This window comes from Actinoplanes sp. CA-030573, from assembly GCF_050951115.1.
Taxonomy (GTDB): Bacteria; Actinomycetota; Actinomycetes; order Mycobacteriales; family Micromonosporaceae; genus Actinoplanes.
Map to the genome: position 1 here is coordinate 4643964 of NZ_CP192038.1, position 21002 is coordinate 4664965.

The window sequence follows — 21002 nt, forward strand, 5'->3', positions numbered from 1 at the left end:
TAGGTCATGACTGAGGTTCATCACCGGTACGCGACGGTCGGCGGGCGGCGGATCTTCTACCGCGAGGCGGGCGATCCGTCACGGCCGGCGCTGGTGCTCCTGCACGGGTTTCCGACGAGCTCGTTCATGTTCCGGAACCTGATTCCGCTCCTGGCCGGCGACTACCACGTGATCGCGCCCGACCATCTCGGCTTCGGGCTGTCGGATGCGCCGGGTGCGGACGAGTTCGCGTACACCTTCGATGCGCTCACCGAGATCACCGCCGGCCTGCTCGATCAGCTCGGGGTGGCGCGTTACGCGATCTACGTGCAGGACTACGGCGCGCCGGTCGGCTGGCGGCTGGCGCTGCGTGACCCGGGCGCGATCACCGCCGTCGTGACGCAGAACGGGAACGGTTATCAGGCCGGTTTCGTGCCCGAGTTCTGGGCGGGCGTCTGGGCGTACCACCGCAATCGCAACCGGACGACGGAGGCCGCCATGCGCGAGGCCTTGTCGCTGCAGTCGATCCGATGGCAGTACCTGACCGGCGTCCCGGACGAGAGCTTGGTCGATCCGACGACGTGGTGGCACGACCATGCGCTGGTGTCGCGGCCCGGAAACGACGCGGTTCAGCTCGATCTGTTTGCGGACTATGCGACGAATCCACCGCTGTATCCGCGGTTGCACGAGTACTTCCGGGCCAGTCGGGTGCCGTTGCTCGCGGTGTGGGGGCGAGGGGATCAGATCTTCGGTCCGGCGGGGGCGGAGGCCTTTGCCGGCGATCTGCCGGACGCCGAGATCCATCTGCTGGACGGCGGGCATTTCCTGCTGGAGACGGCGGCCGGCGAGGTGGCGGAGTTGATGAGGGCGTTTCTGGGGAAGCACGTTCCGGCCGCGAGCTGAGATGCCGGCCGGGGCGGAGCGAGGCGGGCCGGCAACGAGGCGGATGGGAGCGAAGTGGAGTGCGGCCGGGGTGGGCTGGACGGAGGAAGGTGGGGCGGTTCGCGGGAGCCCGTGGTCGGCAGCCCGCCGTGGGCGGTTGGTGAGAGGCCGGACCGCCCGGGCGCTGATGGGTGGCGGTCGGGCGGTCCGCGGAAATCGGTAACCGGCAGCCCGCCGCGGGTGGCCGGTGTGCGGCGGGCCTGCCGCGGGTGGCCGGTGTGCGGCGGGCCTGCCGCGGGTGGCCGGTGAGCGGCGGGCTGCCGCGGGCGGCCGGTGTGCGGCGGGCTGCCGTGAGCGGCCGGTGCGCGGCGGACGGCGGGCGGGCCGGCTCAGGCGACGAAAAGCTTCGCCTGGTCGCGGGCCTCGGCGCGGGCCCGGCGGCGGGCCGTGTCGGCGTCGGCGGTGGCCAGGTTGGGGCGGAAGTGGACGGTGCTGATGTCGGTCACGCCGGCCCAGCGCAGCCAGCTCTCGAGGAACGGGGCCTGGAAGTCGTCGCCGAACGCCGGGCCGCGGTCCGGGCCGTACACGGCGCTGGTGTAGATGATCGCGGCGCGCTTGTGGCGCAGCAAGCCGGTGTATCCGGCGGCCGGGTCGAAGCCGAAGACCAGGCCGGGCTGGCTGATCACGTCGATGAACTGCTTGAGGATGTACGGGACCCCGGCGTTCCACATCGGGACGCTGAACAGATAGCGGTCCGCCTGGTCGAAGCGCCGGAAGGTGTCGGTGGCGGCCTGCCACGCGGTGGCGGCGGCGCCGGACGGCTCCTCGCCGGCGAAGACGGCCATCTTGGCGGCCGCGGCGTCCGGGCCGAAGGCGGGCAGCGTGCCGTCCCACAGGTCGTACTCGGCGATCGGCAGCTGAGGGTCGGTCTCGCGTACGGCGTCGAGGAAGGTGGCGGCCAGCGCGAGCGACTCGGAGCGCGGGCCGCGCGGGGAGGCGGAGATGTGCAGAAGCATGACGGCTCCTCCAGGAGAGCGGGAAGAATGCGTGCGCACGCACATTGTTAGCCAGATGCGTGCGCACGCACAAGAGTTCGCTACGATGGCGTGATGAGCGACACCGGCACGGCCGCCTGGGCCGCCCTGCTCCGGGTGCACGCGGCACTGGTCCCGCTGCTCGACCGCGAGCTGCAGGCGGCCTGCGGGCTGCCGCTCACCTGGTACGACGTCCTGCTCGAGCTGAACGAGGCGCCCGGGCGGCGCCTCAGCATGGGCGAGCTCGGGCAGGTGGCGGTGGTGAGCCGCACCCGGGTCAGCCGGGTCGTCGACCACCTGGCCGCGGAGGGGCTGGTGACCCGGGAGAGCAACCCGCAGGACCGCCGTTCCGCCTACGCGGTGCTCACCGAGGCCGGCCGCGCGCGGCTGCGGGCGGCGGCGCCCACCTATCTGGCCGGCATCCGGCGGCACTTCACCGAACGGATGACCGCGGCCGAGAGCCGCACGGTGGCGAAGGCCCTGGAGAAGGTGCTCGCCGAGCTGCCGCCGCCGCCCCGCTAGAAGAGCCGCTCGATCGCGGCGAGGGCGTTGCGGACGTACTTGTCGACGCCGTACGCGAGATCCTCCAGCGCGGCGCACCGGGCGTAGAAGAGCGCACGTTCGCGCAGGGAGTCGCCCCGCTCACCGGCGGCGACGTCGAACGCCGCGGGACCGAGGTCGCGCAGGATCAGCCCGAAGTCGCAGGCGGGATCGACCAGGGCCGCGTCGGACCAGTCGATCACGCCGGTCACCGCCCACGACGCCGGGTCGGCCAGGACGTGCTCGATGCCCAGGTCGTTGTGGGAGAACACCAGCGTCTCGCCGCGCGGCGGGGGAGGGGCCGCGAGGAACGAGGCGACACGCGGGCGGGTGGCCGGCGGGATGCGGCCGGCGACCGTGGCGTAGTGCGAAGCGGCCTCCGACAGCCACTCCTCCGGCGGCTGGTCGTCGACCTCGGCCAGATCGCGGACCCGGGCCGCGGGCACGGCGTGCAGCGCGGCCAGCATCTCGCCGAGGACCGGGGCGATGGAGGCGGCCGGCCGCGGGGACGGCAGGTCGAGCAGGGGCGTCCCGGGCAGCCGGGGATAGGCGAGGCAGCCTCGCTCGAGGTCCACGAACACCGGCGCCGGCACCGGAACCGGCACGACCGGCGCGACGAACGCCAGCAGACGGGCCTCGCGCGCGAGCCCGGCCGGATCGGGGGACCTGCTCACCCGTACGACCAGCTCGCCGTTGATCTCGAAAGCCCGATGCTCCAGACCCTCGCCGATCACCGACACGCGATCGACGCGATAGCCGGGGAGGTTCGCCGCCACCGCCTCGCGCGCGTCCACGCGTTCACCCTAGCGGTTGCGCTTAAATATGGGCGGAGGCGACGCCAACGGCAACCGGTTCAAGCTCAGGTCGGGCAACTGGCACGGCGCCGGCGGCACCTGGAACGGCGACGGCGACGCGAGCATCGATGCGAATCACCACGCCGGGGAGAACTCCCACCGGATCCCGCTCGGTCTCGACCGCGCACCGGTGAGCAGCATCGTCGCCGGCTTCCGCGAGATCGGCCTGAACAGCGTCCGCCTGCCGTTCTCCGGCGAGATGCTCACCGACCCCGTCCCGGTCACCGGTGACGCGGTCGCGGCCAACCCCCAGTTCCAGGGCAGGACCCCGCTTCAGGTGTACGACGGGGTGGTCGCCGAACTCACCGCCCAGGGCCTCGCCGTTATCCTGAACAACCACACGAACACGACCCGCTGGTGCTGTGGCGTCGACGGCAACGAGCGCTGGAACGCCGGCCGGACGGCGTCGCAGTGGGAGGAGAACTGGCTGTTCATGGTCCGCCGCTACGGGACAACCCGCGTGTGGTCGGCGCCGATCTGTACAACGAGGTGCGCCGCGACGTGTGGGACGACCCGAACTGGGGCGGCGGCGACGAGCACGACTGGTTCGCGGCGTCGCCGGGATCCCGGTCGACGGCCTCCCGCACGGCCGGCCGACGCTCACCCCGGCCCGCACCCTGTCGCACACCCTGGTCGCCTCGGACAAGCTGGTCTACTCGGCCCACTTCTACGACTACACCGGCCCGAACCACAGCGGCGCCACCGGCGTCGGCGAGACCAGCGACCCGCGCTACCGCGACCTCAGCCGGGCCGAGCTGTTGGACGTGCTCCACCGGGACGCGTTCTTCGCCGAGGACGGCGGCCGGCACTTCACCGCGCCGGTCTGGATCAGCGAGTTCGGCATCGACGGGTCGTCCCCGGCCGGCTCCCGGCAGCGGGACTGGTTCGTCAACTTCGCCGACTACCTCATCCGGCAGGACGCCGACTTCGCCTATTGGCCGGTGGTCGGCTGGGGCGAGACCCGGGCCGGCAACGACTGGGCGCTGCTGTTCCGGGACCGCGCCGGGAACCGGAGCACGGCCGAGGGCTGGAAGGCCGAGGTCTGGTCGCGGCTGCGGCGCGGCGGGGCGGCGCGGGCCGGACGGTCTGGTTCGACCGCGGCGACAACCGCCCGGCCGGCGACCCGGGCGGCGACTTCGCCACCGGCACCTACAAGGGCCAATGCGACCCAGGCGAGTACGCCGCCGGCGTCGCCTACACCGGACGGATCGGCAGGTCACGCACTCCTGACGCCCTCTACTGCCGGGTCCGGGGCTGACCGTCGCGTCCGGCCGGGCGGGGCGCACGCCCGGAAATCGGGTGACGGCGGCGCGGGGTGATTTGGCAGCATTGCCGCATGACACGGGGACCGGTTCGATATCTGTGGTGGCTGGCGCGGGCGAACGGGAGGCGGGTCGGGCTGGGCGCCATGTTCGGGTCGGTGTGGTTCATCAGCCTCGCCTTCACGCCGTACCTCATCTCCCAGGCGATCGACCGCGGCCTGCGTCCCCACCAGCTCGAACCGCTCCTTTTCTGGTCGGCCGCGGTGCTGGTCACCGGCATCGCCAGCGCCTTCCTCGGCATCATGCGCCACCGCAGCATGACCAAGCTGCGGCTGGCCGCCGCCCTGCAGACCGCCGACCTGGTGATGACCCACGCGACCCGGCTCGGCTCGGCGCTGCCCCGCCGGGTCACCGCGGGCGAGGTGGTCACCATCGGCATCTCCGACGTGTGGACGATCGGCCGGGCGATGAACGTCGGCGGCGTCGGTGTGGCGGCCACCCTGGCCTTCATCGTCATCGCGGTGCTGCTCGACCGCACCTCGCCCACGCTCGCCGCCGTCGTGGTGATCGGCGCGCCGGTGCTCGCGCTGACCGTCGGCCCGCTGCTGCGGCGCACCCAGAAGGCGGGATCGCGCTACCGGGAACGGCAGGGTGAGCTCAACGCCCGTCTCGTCGACGTGCTCGGCGGCCTGCGCATCCTCAACGGCCTGGGCGGCAAACAGACCCATCAGCGCCGGTACGAGCTCCAGTCGGCGGCCCTGCGTGACCAGGGCTACCGGGTCGGCGGCCCGTCCAGCTGGATCGGCGCGCTCGGTGACGGCCTGCCGGTCGTCTTCCTCGCGGTCGTGGTCTGGCTGGCCGCGCGGCTCGCCGCCACCGGCGAGATCTCCGTGGGCCAGCTCATCGCCGTCTACGGCTACACGGCCATGCTGGTGATCCCGGCCAACGTGCTCATCTTCTGCGGGTTCGACGTGGCGCACGGGCTGGTCGCCGCCCGCCGGGTCACCGACTTCCTGCGCATCCCGCTCGACTCCCCGTCCGGGCTCGACGCGCCGCGGGGGCCGGCCGAGCTCGCCGACCCCGCGTCCGGGGTGGTGGTGCGGCCCGGCCGGTTCACCGCGCTGGCCGGCTCGGGCGACCTCGCGGCCGTCGTCGACCGGCTCGGCGCCTACGGCCCGACGGACGCGACCTGGGGTGGGGTGCCGCTGGCCGAGATCGCCCCGCCTCAGGTCCGCGGCCGCATCCTGGTCGCCCAGCAGGACGCCGACCTGTTCGCCGGCCCGCTGCGGTCGGTGGTGGCCGGGTCGCTGGCGGCCGACGACTCCCGGGTCCGCGACGCCATCGCGACCGCGGTGGCGCACGACGTGGCCACCGACCTCGACCGGGAGATCGCATGGCGCGGCCGCAACCTCTCCGGCGGCCAGCGCCAGCGGGTCCGTCTGGCCCGGGCGGTCTACGCCGACCCGGAGGTGCTGCTCGCGCTCGAGCCCACCTCCGCTGTGGACGCGCACACCGAGTCGGCGATCGCGTCCCGGCTGGCCGAGGCTCGCGCCGGCCGGGCCACGGTCGTGGTCACCACCTCGCCCGTGCTGCTGGACCGGGCGGACATCGTGTACTACCTGGTCGACGGCCGGGTCCAGGCAAGCGGATCACATCAGGATCTGCTGGCAAGCCGGCCGGGATATCGCGACCTGGTCAGCCGGGCCTTCGGGGAGGACGAGTGACCAGCTCCCTCCCGGTCGCCGACCAGCGGGCCGTCGGCCGGGCGGCGCTCCGGCTCGTCGCCGCCGACCGCCCCGCGATCGTCGCCATGACCGTCCTCAACGCGTTCGCGGCGCTCGCCGCCCTCGGCGGTCCCTGGCTGCTCGGCCGGGTCATCGACGCGGTCACCGGCGGCCGGCCCGGCGACATCGACAAGCTCGCGGCCGGCGTGCTCGCCTGCGCGATCGCCCAGATGATCCTGTCCCGGTACGCGCTGGCCATCGCCTACCGCTTCGGCGAGCGCACCGCCGCCCGCATCCGGGAGAACTACCTGCGCCGGGCCCTCGCCCTGCCCGCCGCCGTGATCGAGCGGGTGCCGGCCGGCGACCTGGCCGCCCGCGGCACCACCGACGTCGACGCCGTCGCCACCACGCTGCGCGACATCCTGCCGAACCTCCTCATCGGCTTCGTTCAGATGATCTTCATCATCGCCGCCGTCCTGCTGCTCGACCCGCTGCTCGGCGGCGTCGGCGTGCTCGGCCTCTCCGGCATCTGGTTCGCCACCAGGTGGTACCTGCGGCGCGCCCGCACCGCCTACCTGGCCGAGGGCGCGGCGAACTCCCGGCTCGCCGACGAGCTGGCCGCCACCACCGAGGGCGCCCGCACGGTCGAGGCCCTCGACCTGGGGCAGCGGCGGCTCGACGCCGGGCACGAGGCGATCGCCGAGACCCGCCGCACCCGGATGGCGACGCTGGCCCTGCGCAGCGTCTTCTTCCCGGCCGTCGAGACCTCCTACGCGGTGCCGGCCGTGCTCGTGCTGACCCTCGGCGGCCTGCTCTACCTCGGCGACCACATAAGCCTCGGCACCGTCGGCGCGGCCGTGCTCTACCTGCGGCAGCTGGTCGGCCCGCTGGACACCCTGCTCATCTGGATCGAGCAACTGCAGTCCAGCAGCGCGTCCTTCGCCCGTCTCGAGGGGCTGACCGCGATCCCGGCGCCGGTGTTCGTGCCGGCCACCCCGTCCGACGACCGGATCGAGGTGCGGGACGTGCGGTACGCGTACGACCGGGGGAAGGATGTCCTGCACGACGTCACGCTGACCGTCCGGCCCGGCGAGCGGCTGGCGATCGTCGGCCTCTCCGGGGCCGGGAAGTCGACGCTGGGGCGGCTCCTCGCGGGCGTCGACCGGCCCTCGAGCGGCTCGGTGACCGTCGGCGGCGTGCCGATCGCCGACCTGCCGCCCGACCAGCTGCGCCGCCAGGTCGTGCTGGTCACCCAGGAGCACCACGTCTTCCGCGAGACGCTGCGCGAGAACCTGATGGTCGCCGCGAGCGACGAACAGCTGCGGCGTGCCCTGCGTACGGTCGGGGCCGACTGGGCCACCGACCTGGACCGGGACCTGGGCGCCGAGCCGCTGGACGGCGCGCAGGCGCAGCAGCTGGCGCTGGCCCGGGTCGTGCTGGCCGACCCGCACACGGTCATCCTCGACGAGGCGACCGCGCTGCTGGACCCGACCGCGGCGCGCACGGCCGAGCGGGCGCTGGCCGCCGTGCTGCACTCGCGCACGGTCATCGCCATCGCCCACCGCCTGCAGACCGCCCACGACGCCGACGAGGTGGCGGTCATGCGCGACGGCCGCATCACCGAGCTCGGCACCCACGACGCCCTGGTCGCCGCGGACGGCGAGTACGCCGCCCTGTGGCGCTCCTGGCACGGCTCCGACCTGAGCTCGGCGTAGCCGGGCCGGGTGCGCTCATCGGCCACCATCGTCGCCATGCAGGACGTCGCCTATCACCGGCTCGCCGCCGGCGTGCCCGCCCGCCGCACCGTGCTGGCCACCCTCGCCATCGTCGCCGCCGGGTTCGCGGGCGCCTGCGTCTTCGCGATGTGATGGGCATCGCGGCCGTGATCGCCGGCCGGCCGTCCGACGGCACGCGACCAACAACGTGATCGCCGGCGGGCTGGCCGCCGCCTTCGGTGACCTCTCGGTGGACGAGACCGCCGCCGACATGCCCTGGCCGTACGCCGCTGTCGACGCGGTGCTGCTCACGGCGTACGCCATCGTGGTCGTTGCCCTTCATCGCCGCGGGCTCAGCGGTCGACCGCCAGCGCTCCCGATCGGTGGCCGTCCAGCCACGACGGCAGGTCCTCGCCCGGCATCGGCCGGGCGAGCAGATAGCCCTGGATGATGTCGCACCCGGCCGCCGTCAGCAGCGCGGTGACCTCGCGCGTCTCCACCCCCTCGGCCACCACCTGCAGGCCGAGGTTGTGGCCGAGATCGATCACCGAGCGGACGATCGCGGCGTGGGCCGCGTTGCCGGGCAGATCGCCGACGAAGCTCTTGTCGATCTTCAGCTCGTGCAGGGGGAGCGTGGCCAGGTAGCTCAGCGAGGTCTGGCCCTGCCCGAAGTCGTCGACGCTGATCCGGACGCCGGCCCCGGACAGCCGGCCCAGCACGTCGGCGGCCGTCTCCGGATCGGTCATCAGGGCGGTCTCGGTGATCTCCAGGATCAGCCGGCCGGGCGACACGCCCGCGGTGGCCAGGGCGGTCAGCACGGTGTCGGCGAAGTCGGGCCGGGCGAGGTTGCGGGCCGAGACGTTGACGGCCATGGTCAGCCGGTCGAACGCGCCACCCCACTCGACGACCTGGGCCAGGGCGACGGCCAGCACCCAGCGGGTCAGCGCGTCGATCAGCCCGGTCTGCTCGGCCACCGGCAGGAACGCGTCGGGCAGCACCGTGCCGCGCTCCGGATGCCGCCAGCGGAGAAGGGCCTCGACCGCGCCGACCCGGCCGGTCCGCAGCTCGGCCTTGGGCTGGTAGTGCAGCACCAGCTCGCCGGTCTCGACCGCCCGCCGCAGCTCGGCGACCAGGGCCAGCTGCGCCGGGTCGAAGTGGTCGCGGCGCCGGTCGTACCGGGCGGTGCCGCTGCGGCTGCCCTTGGCCAGGTACATCGCCATGTCGGCGCGGCGCAGCAGGGTGTCGACGTCGGTGCCGTCGGCCGGCGCCAGCGCGTAGCCGAAGCTGGCCTCGGGCGACAGCGGCAGCGTGCCGACCACGATCTCGGCCTCGAGCACCGCCCGCATGCGGTCGAGCAGCGGCGGGATCTCGTCCTCGCGGACCGCCGGCAGCACCATGCCGAACTCGTCGCCGCCGAGCCGGGCCACGGTGTCGTCCGGGCGGACCGCCGCCGCCAGCCGCGCGCCCAGCTCCCGCAGCAGCGCGTCACCGTTGCGGTGGCCGAGCGTGTCGTTGACCTCCTTGAACCGGTCGACATCGGCCAGCACGACCGCGACCGTGCCGCCGTCGCGCCGGGCGGCGCTGATCGCCGCGGCCGCCCGCCGCTGGAACAGGGCCCGGTTGGGCAGGCTGGTCAGCGCGTCGTGCCCGGCCTGGTGGGTCATCCGGCGGATCGTCGAGGCCGAGATCGCGGCCAGGATCGCCCACAGCGTCACCAGCCCGGCGCCCAGCACCACCGAGAGCGTGCGCAGACCCGAGCTGACGTCGCGGGCGATCGGCGCGTACGGCAGGTAGACCTCGAGGACCCCGAGGACCGGCCCGCCCGTGCTGATCGGCAGGTAGACCTCGACCACGCGCTGCCCGGCCGGCCCGGTGTCGTTGCGGTCGGTGTTGAGGCGGGTCAGGCGCGCGACCGTCGCGCCGCGGGCGGCCCGCATCGCGTCGTCCTCGGTGTCCTCGGGCTCGTCGCCGAAGCCGGAGCCGTCGTCGGAGAACACCACGCGGCCGCCGGTGTCACGCACCCGCAGCCGTACGGCCGAGCCCGTGCCGATCACGCGGTCGGTCAGCCGGCGCAGGCCGTCGAGCTCGCCGGCCGACAACGGCCGGGTCAGCGGCCGCCCGTCGAGGTGCGGCTCGACGGCGGTGCGGGCGACGAGCGTGGCCTGCGCCTGCCCCTCCCGGACGCCGCGGTCACGGGCCTCGGCCGACAGGGCCGTCGAGAGCACGAGACCGAGCAGCGCCACCGGGATCAGACTGGCCCCGGCGTAGGTGAGAAACAACCTCCACGGCGAAGGCACGCAGGCACAGTACGCTCTTCGCGGCCGGTGTGTGTCCTCTTTGCATGGTCCTTTCGGCTACTCCGGCCGCCCTCGCGTCAGGACAGCACGGGGAAGAGATCGGTCGAGGCGCGGCCGGTGGCGGCCTCGATGAAGTCGATCGGCGGGGCGATCCGGGCCAGCACCACCGCGGTGTGTGCCAGCCCCGCGGCCGGCACCTCCGGCTCGAGGCCGAGCGCCCGCTGCAGGTCGAGCAGGTGGATGACGGCCTCGGTGATGCCGATGCTGACCGCCTCGGCCAGCGGCAGCACCGCCCGGCCGAAGTAGTCGACGGTCACCTCGCCCAGCTTCCGCGCCACCGCGATCGCGGCCGGCCCGGCGCTGGTGAACTGGTCGGTGAGCTGATCGAGGGAGTACTTGCGCGCGTCCTCCCGGCCGGAGTCGGCCACCCGGTCGCGCATGGTGTTGGCGATGCCGGTCGGATGGTTGAACTCGGCCAGCAGCGCGGCGGCCGACTCGTGCGTGACGTGCTCGCCGGTCACCCGGCCGACCAGGATCGAGAACCCGAACGGCCAGCCGGCCGCATGGGCCCAGAGGGCCCGCACGTCCCAGCCGTCGAGCCGGGTCGGCCGCGCCCAGTCCTCGTCGGTCAGCGCCTTGCCGGTGGCGGCCCACGCCGCCCAGAGAGCGTCGAGTGTGCTGAGACGGTCGTCGATCGGCATCGCCCGACGATACGCCCGCCGACCGGCCCGGACGAGAACGCGCCTGCGCCGGATTGGCGGCGGCCTCGGGCCGGCGCGCTACCCGTCCTTCTCGTCCCGCCAGCCGCCGGGGTCGGGGTGGTAGCCGTACGCGGCGGCCCGCACCGTGTCCTCGTCCTCGAGGCCCGAGCCGATCGCCCCGCCGACGGTCGCCAGCGAGCTGATGATCCAGGCGAGGGTCAGGTAGTCGGTCACGCCGACCGGCCGCTGCAGGGTCTGCTGCAGCACGGAGGTGTCGATCAGCAGGGCCGCGGCCAGCGCCGTTCCGGTGAACAGCACCAGATAGGACACCGCGGTGGCGAGGGAGAGCGTGAGGACCGTGCCCAGGTTGAACAGCCGGGTGAGCTCGGCCGGTGTCTGCGGGTCCCGCCTCTCCCACAGATCGTGCGCGACGATCAGCCAGGCCACCAGCGCGGTCAGTCCGAGCAGCATGATCACGGTGAGGCGGATCCCGCCGAGCGCGTCGCCGATCTGCCAGATGGTGTTGGTGGTGAGCGCGATCGCCGCCGTCCCGAAGGCGCCGACGAGCAGCTTGGACAGGCCCAGCAGGGCGCGCCCCGGCTGGTTGGCCCGGACCATCCCGGTCAGCAGCCGCATCCGGCCGGTTAGGCGCGAGGCGACGTAGCGCAGCTCACCGGCGTCGGTCCCGCCGGCCACCCGGCGGATGGCGGCGATCCGCCGGGCCAGCTCGGCCGGTGCCCAGCCGGCCGGCGGCACCCGGTCGTCGGAGGTGTCGGTGAGCAGCCGGCTCACCAGGTCCGGGACGGCCGCGCGGACCGCCGGCAGCTGGCGCAACCCCAGCGCCGGCAGGGACACCATCGCGACCCGGCGCCGGGCCGACACGCACGCGACCAGCGGTACGCGCTCGTCGTGCAGCGGCAGGTCGGTCAGGCAGACGGCCACGTCCCACCGGGCTTCGGCGCAACGGCTCGCCAGGTCGTCGAGGAGTGCCTCGACACCGCCGTCGCGGCGCGGCGCCAGTTCACCCCAGCCTTCCCGCACCGTCCACGACACCTCCGCGTGCACCCGCTCGGCGAGCCGTTCGGCCAGCTCGGCGGCGAGCCGCGCGACCACCTGGGCCGGGTAGTCCGGCGGGGTCGCCACCAGTCCGACGACGATCTCCGACCGGCGCTGGTCACTGGTGGTCATGGCTCGCGGCGTACCCCCATTTCCGCGATACATGTCGGCCGGTCCCGTTCTTCACCGCGATCCCGATACCGGCCCGGTGCGGTCGAGGATGTGCCGGATGCGCGGATCGAGCGGCCGACCGATGTGCTGGTGCGCATCACGTCGGCCCGTCAGCCACGAGCTGCCGTTGGAACAGGCGCCGGAGGCCTACGAGCATTTCGACAACCGGGACGAGGGCTGGACCAAGGTCGTCCTGCACCCGGCGATGGCCGCAGCGGGTGCCTGACCGCACCGTGCCGAAATCTCACCGTAGTGGCCGATTGCCGGTTTAGCCGACATCGCGGCGGGTAGCCGCGCCTTCGTCACGTGCATGGGAGAGAACCGGCCGCGCCGAAGCAGGCAGAGGAGTATCGATGGAATTGACCGCCACGACAACCATCCGCAAACCCGCCCCAGAGGTGTACGCGTTCTGGCGCGACCTGGAGAACCTGCCCACGTTCATGGCGCATCTGGAGCAGGTCCGCGCCACCGGTGACCGGACGAGCCACTGGGTGGCCGCCGCCCCGTTCGGCAAGGACGTCGAGTGGGACGCCGAGATCACCGACGAGACGCCGGCCGAGAAGATCGCGTGGCGTTCGACCGGTGACGCCGACGTGCCCAACGCCGGAACGATCCAGTTCGTGCCCGCCCCGGACGGCGTCAGCACCGAGGTGTACGTCGCTCTGGTGTACGACATCCCGGGCGGCGCGATCGGCAAGGCCGTCGCGAAGTACTTCGGCGAGGAGCCGCACCAGCAGCTCGACGACGACCTGCGCCGGCTCAAGCAGGTGCTGGAGACCGGCGAGGTGGTCCGCTCCGACGGCGCCCCGTGGGGCAAGCGGGCCCGCAAGGAGTTCCCGCAGCGTCCGGCGCAGCCGCTGTCGGACGACGAGCTGGCGAAGGGAGCGGACGCGTGAGGGCGAACACCTGGGCGGGCCGCAACAAGGTCGAGGTCCGCGACGTGCCGGATCCGAAGATCCTGAACAAGCGCGACGCCATCGTACGGATCACCTCCACCGCGATCTGCGGCTCGGACCTGCACCTGGTCGATGGGTACGTCCCGACGATGCAGGACGGCGACGTCATGGGCCACGAGTTCATGGGCGAGGTGATCGAGGTCGGATCCGGGGTGTCCGCGGACAAGCTGCGGGTCGGGGACCGGGTGGTCGTGCCGTTCCCGATCGCCTGCGGCGCGTGCGCGGCGTGCGCCAACGAGCTGTACTCCTGCTGCGAGAACACCAATCCGAACGCCGGCATCGCGGAGAAGATGTTCGGCCACCCGGTCGCCGGCATCTTCGGCTACTCGCATCTGACCGGCGGGTTCGCGGGCGGGCAGGCCCAGTACGCACGGGTGCCGTTCGCCGACGTCGGCCCGCTGAAGATCGAGTCCGACCTGACCGACGAGCAGGTGCTGTTCCTGTCCGACATCCTGCCCACCGGCTACATGGGCGCCGAGATGTGCGACATCCAGCCCAGTGACGTGGTGGCGGTCTGGGGCGCCGGCCCGGTCGGCCAGTTCGCCATGGACAGCGCCCGCGTACTCGGCGCCGCGAAGGTCATCGCCATCGACAAGGAGCCGTACCGGCTGCGGATGGCCGAGGAGGCCGGCCACATCCCGGTGAACTTCGATGAGGTCGACGTGCGGTCGAGGCTGCTGGAACTGACCGGCGGGCGCGGACCGGACAAGTGCATCGACGCGGTCGGCCTGGAAGCCACCCACGGCAGCGCGCACATCGCCGCGTACGACCGGATCAAGCAGGCCGTGCGGTCGGAGACCGAACGCCCGCACGCCCTGCGCCAGGCGATCCTGTCGTGCCGCAGCGGCGGCGTGGTCTCGGTGATCGGCGTGTACGGCGGTCTGCTGGACAAGTTCCCGGCCGGCGCCTGGATGAACCGGGCGCTGACCCTGCGCACCGGCCAATGCCACGTCCAGCGCTACATGGAGCCGCTGCTGCGGCGCATCGAGCGCGGCGAGATCGACCCGACCCGGATCATCACCCACCGGCTGCCGCTGGACGAGGCCGAACGCGGCTTCGAGATGTTCAAGAACAAGCAGGACAACTGCGAGAAGGTGGTCCTCAAGCCCTGACGCCGGCGTGGAGCGTCCGGGACGGCGACACGCCGTGCCGGGCGCGGTAGGCGCCCGCGAAACGACCGGGATGGGGGAATCCCAGCGGCGCGCGACCTCGGCCACCGACGTCTGGCCGGGGTCCGCCCGCCGGAGCTCCTCGTGGGCGCGGTCGAGGCGGACCTGACGCAGGTACGCGGTGGGCGAGACGCCGACGACGCTGCACGACCTGCGCAAGCTCGGGGTGTGGATCGCGCTGGACGACTTCGGCACCGGGCACTCGTCGCTCGGCCTGTTGCAGACGGTGCCGGTCGACATCCTCAAGGTCGACAAGTCGTTCGTCGACAACGTCACGAAGGCCGGTCGGCACAGCGTAATCGCGGAGGCGCTCATCCAGGTGAGCACCGGGCTGGGCATGACCGCGGTCGCCGAGGGCGTCGAGACCGCCGAGCCGGCCGACGCGCTCCATCGGCTCGGCTACACCCTGCTGCAGGGCTACCACTTCGGCCGGCCGGCCGGTCGCCGAGCCCGGCCTCGGAGCGCGTCACGCCGCCCCGTCGTCCCCACCCGCCCGGCGGCCCGGCGTCCCGGTGTGATGCGACCCGGTGTGATGCGACCCGGTGTGATGCGACCCGGCCCTTGACCCGGCCGCGTGCAGCTGGCGGAATGGTCGGATGGCGCGGATCTTCCCGGCCGGCTTCCTCTGGGGCGTCGCGAGCGCCGGGCACCAGACCGAGGGCGGCAACACGACCAGCGACACCTGGTACGCCGAGCACGTCACGCCGACGGTGTTCCGCGAGCCGTCCGGCCCGGCCTGCGACGGCTACCGGCGCTGGCGCGAGGACGTCGACCTGGCCGCGGGCATGGGCCTGACCGCCTACCGGTTCTCGGTCGAGTGGGCGCGGGTCGAGCCGCGCGCGGGCGACTTCCGGGACGACGAGCTGGCCCACTACGAGGCGATCGTGGACCGGGCCCGCGAGCGCGGCATGGCGCCGGTGGTGACGTTCAACCACATGACCTCGCCGCACTGGTTCGCGGCCCGCGGCGGCTGGCTCGACCCGGAGGCCCCGGCGTTGTTCGCCCGCTACTGCGACCGGGTGATGGCCGCCTTCGGCGACCGGATCGCGGTGGCGGTCACCCTCAACGAGCCCAACCTGCCGCGCCTGCTGAGGTGGGCGGCGATTCCCGATGCCGTACGGGAGCTGGAGCGCGCCACCCTCGAAGCCGCCGCCGAGGCGGCCGGGGTGCCCCGCTACCGGCTGGCCAACGTCATCCTGCCCGAGGACATGGACGCCATGGGCGACGGCATGACCGCCGGGCACCGGGCCGCCCGGGCCGCCATCAAGGCCCGCCGCCCCGATCTGCCGGTCGGCTTCTCCCTGGCCGTGGTCGACGACCAGGTGGCCGGCGACGACCCGTCGGTGCGCGACCGCAAGCGGGCCGAGGTCTACCGGCGCTGGCTCGACCTGGCCGGCGAGGACGACTACATCGGCGTGCAGAACTACGAGCGGCACTACTACGACGGGAACGGCCCGGTGGGGGAGCAGGGCCCGCTCGCCGGCGTGGACCCGCGCTCGCTCGCCGGCGCGGTCCGCTACGTGCACGAGGTAACCGGGGTGCCCGTGCTGGTGACCGAGCACGGCATCGCCAGCGAGGACGACGCGCGCCGGGCCGCGTTCATCGGGCAGTCGCTGGACGGCCTGGCCGAGGTGGTCGCCGAGGGCGTGCCGGTGCTGGGCTACTTCCATTGGACCCTGATGGACAACTTCGAGTGGGTCTTCGGCTACGGGCCCAAGCTCGGCCTGCACGCGGTGGATCGGAACACCTTCGCCCGTACGCCGAAAGCCAGCGCCGCGGTCTACGCGGCGATCGTGCGGGAGGCCCTCACCGACGGCGGTCGAGGATGAGCTGGTAGACGTCGATCTCGCCGGAGACGAAGCCCGCCTCGCAGTACGCCAGGTAGTACTCCCACGTACGGCGGAAGATGTCGTCGAAGCCGAGCGCCGCGACCCGGTCGGCGTTCGCCAGGAAGTTCCGCCGCCACTGCCGCAGCGTCTGGGCGTAGCTGGAGCCGAACGCCCGCTTCTCGGCCAGCCGCAAGCCGGTCCCGGCCGCCAGCTGCCGCTCGACCTCCTCGACGGACAGCAGGACCCCGCCGGGGAAGATGTACTTCTGTATCCAGGTGTACGTCTCGGCGTACGGCAGACGGCGATCGGGCAGGGTGATCGCCTGGATGCCCGCCCGGCCGCCGGGTGCGAGCAGCCGGTCGATCGTGCCGAAGTAGGCCGGCCAGTACTCGCGGCCGACCGCCTCGATCATCTCGACGCTGACGATCGCGTCGTAGCCCCGCTCGTCGTCGATGTGGCGGTAGTCGCGCAGCTCGATGGTGACGCGGTCGGCCACCCCCGCGTCAACGACCCGCTGCTGGGCGAGCGCCGCCTGTTCGGTGGAGATGGTGACGGTGTGCACGTGGGCGCCGCGGCGGGCGGCGCGGATGGACAGCTCGCCCCAGCCGGTGCCGATCTCGAGGACCCGGGCGCCGTCGCCGACGCCGGTCAGGTCGAGCAGGCGGTCGATCTTCCGGCGCTGGGCGGCGGCGAGGTCGGTGTCGTCGGGGCCGGTGAAGACGCCCGACGAGTACGTCATGGTCTCGTCCAGGAACAGCGCGAACATCTCGTTCGACAGGTCGTAGTGGCGCTGGATGTTGCGCCGGGCGCCGTCGACCGTGTTCTCCTCGTCGGCCCGGGGCGCGGCGCCGTGCAGCGACCGCAGCCAGGGCACATGCCGGACCCTGGCCAGCCGGCGGAAGCCGCCGAGCGGGCCGCTCATGGCCGCGGCGGTCGCGCTGAGCAGCCCGGCCAGGTCGTCGGCGTACCAGTCGCCGGCCTGGTAGCCCTCGCCCAGCCCGATCAGCCCGGTGGCGCCGATCCGCCGGTGGAAGGCCCCGGGCCGGCGCAGCCGCAGCACCGGCGGCCCGGGCGGCATCGGCCGGTCGTGGGTGACGACGCGCAGCGGCACCCGGCCGGCGACGAACCGCAGCACCCCCGCGGCGGCCGCGCCCCGCAGCGGCGCGCGGGGCACAGTGTCCACATCGGGCCATCGGCTGTCCCGGCCGGTGACGTCGGTGTCCGTCATATCGAGCAGCTTCGCGATCGCCCGGGTCCCGCGCAAGACCCACGACGGCAAAGGTTGCGGCCGCCCGACGGTGTCCGCTCCCGGAGCGTTCCGCCGCGCCTATCCGGCCGGCGAGCGGCCGGCGAGGTAGCCGCCGTTGACGACCCGGTCGACGCCGCGCAGGTAGGCGTCCGGGTCGTCGGGGGCGAGCGTGGCCAGCCCGTCGACGTAGCGGTTGAACATGCTGAACGCCGCCGCGATCAGGACCGTGTCGTGCACCTCGAGGTCGGTGGCGCCTTCGGCGCGGGCATCGCCGACGAGCCCGGGGGTCACGGCGCGGCCGTCCTCGCGTACGGCCGCCGCGATCCTCAACAACGCACGGAGCTTGGGCGTTATCGGGGCCGTCTCCAGGTCCGCGCGCACCTCGTCGACCAGCCGGACCCCCTCCGGCAGCTGCGCGGCCGCGAACGCGCCGTGCGAGGCCGTGCAGTAGGCGCAGTCGTTGAGGTCCGAGACGTAGGCCGCGATCAGCTCCCGCTCGCCCCGCGACAACGTGCCCGGCCCGCGCAGCAGCACGTCGGCCAGCATCATCAGCGGCTTCGCCGTCTCCGGCCGGTACTGCAGCAGGCCCTGGATGCCGGGGAACGCGTTCTCGTCCACCCCGAGGTCGATGTGCGCCATCGGTGCAGCTTAGGGCCGCCCCCGGCGGTACCACCAGCCGCCGGCCGCCCACACCGCGAACGCCCCGGGCGCACCCGGCCCCGGGCGGCGTAGCGTCTCGTGGGTGGCTATCGACGATCAGCTCTTCGACCTGTGGCGGGTGCCGCCGGACGTGCACGGCGACCCGGTCGCGGCGTTCGCCCGGCTCTACGCCGACCCGGTGATCATCAACGGTGTCCCGATGGCGGTCACCGGCCTGGTCGAGCGGGCGGCGGCGCTGCACGAGGCGTTCACCGGGCACACCATCGAGGTGGTCGACCGGGTCGAGGCGCCGGGGAAGCTCACCGTCGCGTTCCGGCACACGGCCCGGCACACCGGCGTGTGGCGGACGCCGCTGGGCGACCTCCCGCCGACCGGCGGGACAGTCACCGGGCTCGGCATCGACGTGCTCACCATCGACGACGAGGGCCGGATCAGCGCGATCTGGGTGCTGGCCGATGAGCTGCAGCGCATCCTGCAGGTGAGCCGCTGATGGCGGTGGCGGTCGCCGCGCCGCACGCCGCCGCCGTCGACGCCGCCCGCGAGGCGGTCGCGGCCGGGGGCAACGCGCTCGACGCGGTCCTGGCGGCGGCCGGCGCGCTGACGGTGGTCTACCCGCATCAGTGCTCGATCGGCGGGGACCTGGTCGCCATCGTGCGGCCGGCCGGCGGCGAGCCCCGGGCGGTGCTGTCGATCGGCGCGGCGGCCGCGGCCGCCGACATCGATGCCCTGCGGGCGGCCGGTGACGCCATGCCCGGCGAGGGGCCGCAGACCGTGACCGTGCCCGGCGTGGTCGCGGGGTGGGCCGCCGTCGCCGCGCTGGGCGCCCGGCTGCCGCTGACCGCCCTGCTGGCGCCCGCGATCCGGCTGGCGCGCGACGGCGTTCCGTTCAGTCCCGGCCTCCGGCGCGCGATGTCCGGGCGGATGGCGGCGATCCGGGCCGATCCCGGCCTGTCCGCGTTGCTGCTCGGCGCCGGTGACCGCCTCGTGCAGCCCGCCCTGGCCACGACGCTCGCCACGGTGGCCGCCGACTGGCGCGCGTTTTACGAGACCGACCTGCTCGTGACCGGCGTCCGGGCGCTCGGCAGCCCGCTGTCCGCCGCCGACTTCGCCGCCCACCGGGCCGAGCTCGCCGATCCGCTGGTCCGCGAGGCCGGCGGCGCCCGCTGGCATGCCGCGCCGCCGCCGGTGCAGGGGCCGGCGTTCCTCGCCGTGGTGGGCGCGCCCGATCTGCTCGCCGCGTCCCGCGAGGCCCGGCTGGTGCGCGACGCGACGCTCGGCGATCCGCGTACCGGGCCGCCCGCCGCCGCCGGCGCCGCCCAGCCGGCCGGTGCCGCCCAGCCGGCCGGTGCCGCCCAGCCGGCCGGTGCGGCCCAGCCGGCCGGTGCGGCCCAGCCGGCCGGTGCCGCCCGGCGGGATCGTCCTCAGCCGAAGGGCGACACCGTCGCGGTCACCGCGGTCGACGACGCGGGCAACGCCGTCACCCTCATCCAGAGCGTCTTCGAGAGCTTCGGCGCCGGCCTGCTCGACCCGGCCACCGGCGTCGTGCTGCACAACCGGGGATCGTCGTTCCGCCTGGAACCGGACCATCCCGGCCGCCTCCACCCCGGCAGCCGCCCGCCGCACACGCTCTGCCCGACGCTGGCGCTCGCCGGCGGCACCGTCGTGGCGCTGGGCTGCCAGGGCGGCGGCAACCAGCCGTGGATCCTCGCCCAGGTGGCCGGGGACGTCCTGACCGCTCCCGACCTCGACGCCGTGCTCGCCCGCCCGCGCTGGATCTTCGACGGTCCGGCGGTGCTGGCCGAGCCGGGCCTGTCGCTCGGCGGGGCGAGGGTGACCGCGGGGCCGCACGACCGCGCCGGGCATGTGCAGGTGTGCCGCCTGGCCGGCGGCGAGCTGGCCGCCGGCAGCGACCCCCGCGCCGACGGCCTCGGCGCGATCCTTTAGGGCAGCCGATCCTCTAGGGCAGCAGGTCGTCCAGGGCCGGCTGCCGCTTGAAGATGCCGTCCTGTTCGCCGAGGCGGGCCACCTGGTCGAGCGAGGACCGGTTGATGTCCTGCGGCCAGTTCGGGAGGATCATGCCGATCCGGACCGTGTCGTTGATCGGCGTGTACGTGCCGACCACGTCCCGTACCTCCTCGGGGTGGTCGTCGGCGTAGGCCAGCGATTCCTTGATCGCCTCGGTGAAGCCGGTGACCAGCCCCGGGCTCTTGGCGATGGTGTCCTTGCTGGTGAAGTAGAGCGCCACGGTCAGGTCGGGCGCGGTGTCGACGAAGTTGGACGAGAGCACCGCGAGGCCCATCGTCATCGCCTGCGACAGCTGGGGCTCGACCACCCAGATGGCGTCGACCTTCTTGGACTGCAGCGCGCCCGGCATGGTGGGGAACGGCATCGCCGCGAACTTCAGCCGGGCCGGATCGCCGCCGGCTTTGCGCACCGATTGCCGTACGGTCGTGTCGCCCAGGTTCTTGAGGGTGTTCACCGCGATCGTCTTGCCGGTCAGGTCCTTGGCCGTCCGGATCCGCCCGTCGTCGCGGACCACGATGGCCGAGAAGTCGCGGCCTGCGCGGCCGGTCGACGCGACCCCGCTCGCCACCGCCTTGAGCGGGGCCCCGTCGGCCTGCGCCGCCATCAGCGAGGTCACGTTGCTGAAGCCGAACTGGTACCGGCCGGCCAGCACGCCCTTGACGATCGGCGCGCCGCCCTGCTCCGGCACGAGGTCGAGGTCGATGCCGCGCTTGCGGAAGAAGCCCTTCGCCTTGCCCAGATAGATCGGCGCGACGTCGATGATGGCGATGACGCCGACGTCCACCTTCGTCCCGGCGGGCTTGTCCGCCTTGTCGTCCGACGAGCAGGCCGCGGCCGCGGACAGCGTCGCCAGCACGGCGACGGCGGCGAGGATCCGACGCATGGTGCGCTCCCTGCGG

At 73.6% G+C, this 21002-nt stretch carries 18 protein-coding genes and 2 pseudogenes; 12 read left to right on the forward strand and 8 right to left on the reverse strand.

Annotation, left to right across the window (positions count from 1 at the left end):
* Nucleotides 1-6 precede the first annotated feature (6 nt).
* A complete protein-coding gene (locus ACQP2F_RS21540) occupies nucleotides 7-882 on the forward strand; it encodes an alpha/beta fold hydrolase (protein WP_433306717.1) in 876 nt (291 codons plus the stop codon).
* 368 nt (nucleotides 883-1250) lie between these two features.
* On the opposite strand, the gene ACQP2F_RS21545 is transcribed toward ACQP2F_RS21540, so the two are convergent.
* Nucleotides 1251-1877: an FMN-dependent NADH-azoreductase gene (locus ACQP2F_RS21545; RefSeq protein ID WP_433306718.1), complete on the reverse strand. Its 627-nt coding sequence runs from the start codon at nucleotides 1875-1877 to the stop codon at nucleotides 1251-1253.
* Nucleotides 1878-1970: 93 nt separating this feature from the next.
* Between ACQP2F_RS21545 and ACQP2F_RS21550 the strand changes: the two genes are divergently transcribed.
* Nucleotides 1971-2417: a MarR family winged helix-turn-helix transcriptional regulator gene (locus ACQP2F_RS21550; RefSeq protein ID WP_433306720.1), complete on the forward strand. Its 447-nt coding sequence runs from the start codon at nucleotides 1971-1973 to the stop codon at nucleotides 2415-2417.
* Here ACQP2F_RS21550 and ACQP2F_RS21555 read toward each other — a convergent pair.
* Complete coding sequence (locus ACQP2F_RS21555) at nucleotides 2414-3229, reverse strand: phosphotransferase family protein (protein WP_433306722.1); 816 nt, start codon at nucleotides 3227-3229, stop codon at nucleotides 2414-2416. The two genes, ACQP2F_RS21550 and ACQP2F_RS21555, sit on opposite strands and share 4 nt — an antisense overlap.
* A 28-nt stretch (nucleotides 3230-3257) precedes the next feature.
* Here ACQP2F_RS21555 and ACQP2F_RS21560 point away from each other — a divergent pair.
* The 4 genes and pseudogenes from ACQP2F_RS21560 to ACQP2F_RS21575 all read left to right on the forward strand — a co-directional run.
* Nucleotides 3258-3683, forward strand: a pseudogene (locus ACQP2F_RS21560) (cellulase family glycosylhydrolase); the annotation flags it as partial.
* 109 nt (nucleotides 3684-3792) lie between these two features.
* Nucleotides 3793-4608, forward strand: coding sequence for a hypothetical protein (locus tag ACQP2F_RS21565; RefSeq protein ID WP_433306724.1), 816 nt, complete (start codon nucleotides 3793-3795; stop codon nucleotides 4606-4608).
* A gap of 89 nt (nucleotides 4609-4697) precedes the next feature.
* A complete protein-coding gene (locus ACQP2F_RS21570) occupies nucleotides 4698-6275 on the forward strand; it encodes an ABC transporter ATP-binding protein (protein WP_433307581.1) in 1578 nt (525 codons plus the stop codon).
* Nucleotides 6272-7990, forward strand: a complete 1719-nt coding sequence (locus ACQP2F_RS21575) for an ABC transporter ATP-binding protein (protein ID WP_433306726.1) — start codon at nucleotides 6272-6274, stop codon at nucleotides 7988-7990. The genes ACQP2F_RS21570 and ACQP2F_RS21575 overlap by 4 nt, the downstream gene beginning before the upstream one ends.
* 353 nt (nucleotides 7991-8343) lie before the next feature.
* On the opposite strand, the gene ACQP2F_RS21580 is transcribed toward ACQP2F_RS21575, so the two are convergent.
* The 3 genes from ACQP2F_RS21580 to ACQP2F_RS21590 form a co-directional block, all read right to left on the reverse strand.
* Nucleotides 8344-10287 (reverse strand): putative bifunctional diguanylate cyclase/phosphodiesterase, encoded by a 1944-nt coding sequence (locus ACQP2F_RS21580; RefSeq protein ID WP_433306728.1) that lies wholly within the window; start codon nucleotides 10285-10287, stop codon nucleotides 8344-8346.
* Nucleotides 10288-10364: 77 nt separating this feature from the next.
* Nucleotides 10365-10988 carry a maleylpyruvate isomerase N-terminal domain-containing protein gene (locus ACQP2F_RS21585; protein ID WP_433306730.1) on the reverse strand — a complete coding sequence of 208 codons (624 nt, stop codon included), beginning with the start codon at nucleotides 10986-10988 and terminating at the stop codon, nucleotides 10365-10367.
* Between the two features lie 78 nt (nucleotides 10989-11066).
* Nucleotides 11067-12176 (reverse strand): hypothetical protein, encoded by a 1110-nt coding sequence (locus ACQP2F_RS21590; RefSeq protein WP_433306732.1) that lies wholly within the window; start codon nucleotides 12174-12176, stop codon nucleotides 11067-11069.
* Nucleotides 12177-12568: 392 nt separating this feature from the next.
* Here ACQP2F_RS21590 and ACQP2F_RS21595 point away from each other — a divergent pair, with 392 nt between their 5' ends.
* The 4 genes and pseudogenes from ACQP2F_RS21595 (at nucleotide 12569) to ACQP2F_RS21610 (ending at nucleotide 16169) form a co-directional block, all read left to right on the forward strand.
* Nucleotides 12569-13111: an SRPBCC family protein gene (locus tag ACQP2F_RS21595; protein WP_433306734.1), complete on the forward strand. Its 543-nt coding sequence runs from the start codon at nucleotides 12569-12571 to the stop codon at nucleotides 13109-13111.
* Nucleotides 13108-14283: a zinc-dependent alcohol dehydrogenase gene (locus tag ACQP2F_RS21600; RefSeq protein WP_433306736.1), complete on the forward strand. Its 1176-nt coding sequence runs from the start codon at nucleotides 13108-13110 to the stop codon at nucleotides 14281-14283. Before ACQP2F_RS21595 ends, ACQP2F_RS21600 begins: the two co-directional genes overlap by 4 nt.
* A gap of 196 nt (nucleotides 14284-14479) precedes the next feature.
* Nucleotides 14480-14905: pseudogene (locus ACQP2F_RS21605) on the forward strand (EAL domain-containing protein); the annotation flags it as partial.
* 31 nt (nucleotides 14906-14936) lie between these two features.
* Nucleotides 14937-16169, forward strand: a complete 1233-nt coding sequence (locus tag ACQP2F_RS21610; protein WP_433306738.1) for a family 1 glycosylhydrolase — start codon at nucleotides 14937-14939, stop codon at nucleotides 16167-16169.
* On the opposite strand, the gene ACQP2F_RS21615 is transcribed toward ACQP2F_RS21610, so the two are convergent.
* Together ACQP2F_RS21615 and ACQP2F_RS21620 are read right to left on the reverse strand one after the other, a co-directional pair.
* Entirely contained in the window at nucleotides 16147-17397 is a 1251-nt protein-coding gene (locus ACQP2F_RS21615) for a class I SAM-dependent methyltransferase (RefSeq protein WP_433306740.1), read from the reverse strand. The two genes, ACQP2F_RS21610 and ACQP2F_RS21615, sit on opposite strands and share 23 nt — an antisense overlap.
* 99 nt (nucleotides 17398-17496) lie before the next feature.
* Nucleotides 17497-18057 (reverse strand): carboxymuconolactone decarboxylase family protein, encoded by a 561-nt coding sequence (locus ACQP2F_RS21620; RefSeq protein ID WP_433306741.1) that lies wholly within the window; start codon nucleotides 18055-18057, stop codon nucleotides 17497-17499.
* 103 nt (nucleotides 18058-18160) lie between these two features.
* Between ACQP2F_RS21620 and ACQP2F_RS21625 the strand changes: the two genes are divergently transcribed.
* Nucleotides 18161-18568, forward strand: coding sequence for an ester cyclase (locus ACQP2F_RS21625; RefSeq protein WP_433306743.1), 408 nt, complete (start codon nucleotides 18161-18163; stop codon nucleotides 18566-18568).
* A complete protein-coding gene (locus ACQP2F_RS21630) occupies nucleotides 18568-20022 on the forward strand; it encodes a gamma-glutamyltransferase (protein WP_433306745.1) in 1455 nt (484 codons plus the stop codon). Before ACQP2F_RS21625 ends, ACQP2F_RS21630 begins: the two co-directional genes overlap by 1 nt.
* Nucleotides 20023-20035: 13 nt before the next feature.
* Here the strand turns inward: ACQP2F_RS21630 and ACQP2F_RS21635 are convergent, their stop codons facing one another.
* On the reverse strand, nucleotides 20036-20986 hold the full coding sequence (locus ACQP2F_RS21635) for an ABC transporter substrate-binding protein (protein ID WP_433306747.1): 951 nt from the start codon (nucleotides 20984-20986) through the stop codon (nucleotides 20036-20038).
* Between the last annotated feature and the right edge of the window lie 16 nt (nucleotides 20987-21002).

What these genes read in the sequence shown, in the direction of transcription:
- ACQP2F_RS21550 (WP_433306720.1), top strand. Translation starts at nt 1,971, where the DNA reads ATGAGCGACACCGGCACGGCCGCCTGGGCCGCCCTGCTCCGGGTGCAC.
- ACQP2F_RS21590 (WP_433306732.1), bottom strand. Translation starts at nt 12,176, where the DNA reads ATGACCACCAGTGACCAGCGCCGGTCGGAGATCGTCGTCGGACTGGTG.
- ACQP2F_RS21620 (WP_433306741.1), bottom strand. Translation starts at nt 18,057, where the DNA reads ATGGCGCACATCGACCTCGGGGTGGACGAGAACGCGTTCCCCGGCATC.
- ACQP2F_RS21615 (WP_433306740.1), bottom strand. Translation starts at nt 17,397, where the DNA reads ATGACGGACACCGACGTCACCGGCCGGGACAGCCGATGGCCCGATGTG.
- ACQP2F_RS21595 (WP_433306734.1), top strand. Translation starts at nt 12,569, where the DNA reads ATGGAATTGACCGCCACGACAACCATCCGCAAACCCGCCCCAGAGGTG.
- ACQP2F_RS21635 (WP_433306747.1), bottom strand. Translation starts at nt 20,986, where the DNA reads ATGCGTCGGATCCTCGCCGCCGTCGCCGTGCTGGCGACGCTGTCCGCG.
- ACQP2F_RS21585 (WP_433306730.1), bottom strand. Translation starts at nt 10,988, where the DNA reads ATGCCGATCGACGACCGTCTCAGCACACTCGACGCTCTCTGGGCGGCG.
- ACQP2F_RS21545 (WP_433306718.1), bottom strand. Translation starts at nt 1,877, where the DNA reads ATGCTTCTGCACATCTCCGCCTCCCCGCGCGGCCCGCGCTCCGAGTCG.
- ACQP2F_RS21540 (WP_433306717.1), top strand. Translation starts at nt 7, where the DNA reads ATGACTGAGGTTCATCACCGGTACGCGACGGTCGGCGGGCGGCGGATC.
- ACQP2F_RS21610 (WP_433306738.1), top strand. Translation starts at nt 14,937, where the DNA reads ATGGCGCGGATCTTCCCGGCCGGCTTCCTCTGGGGCGTCGCGAGCGCC.
- ACQP2F_RS21630 (WP_433306745.1), top strand. Translation starts at nt 18,568, where the DNA reads ATGGCGGTGGCGGTCGCCGCGCCGCACGCCGCCGCCGTCGACGCCGCC.
- ACQP2F_RS21570 (WP_433307581.1), top strand. Translation starts at nt 4,698, where the DNA reads ATGTTCGGGTCGGTGTGGTTCATCAGCCTCGCCTTCACGCCGTACCTC.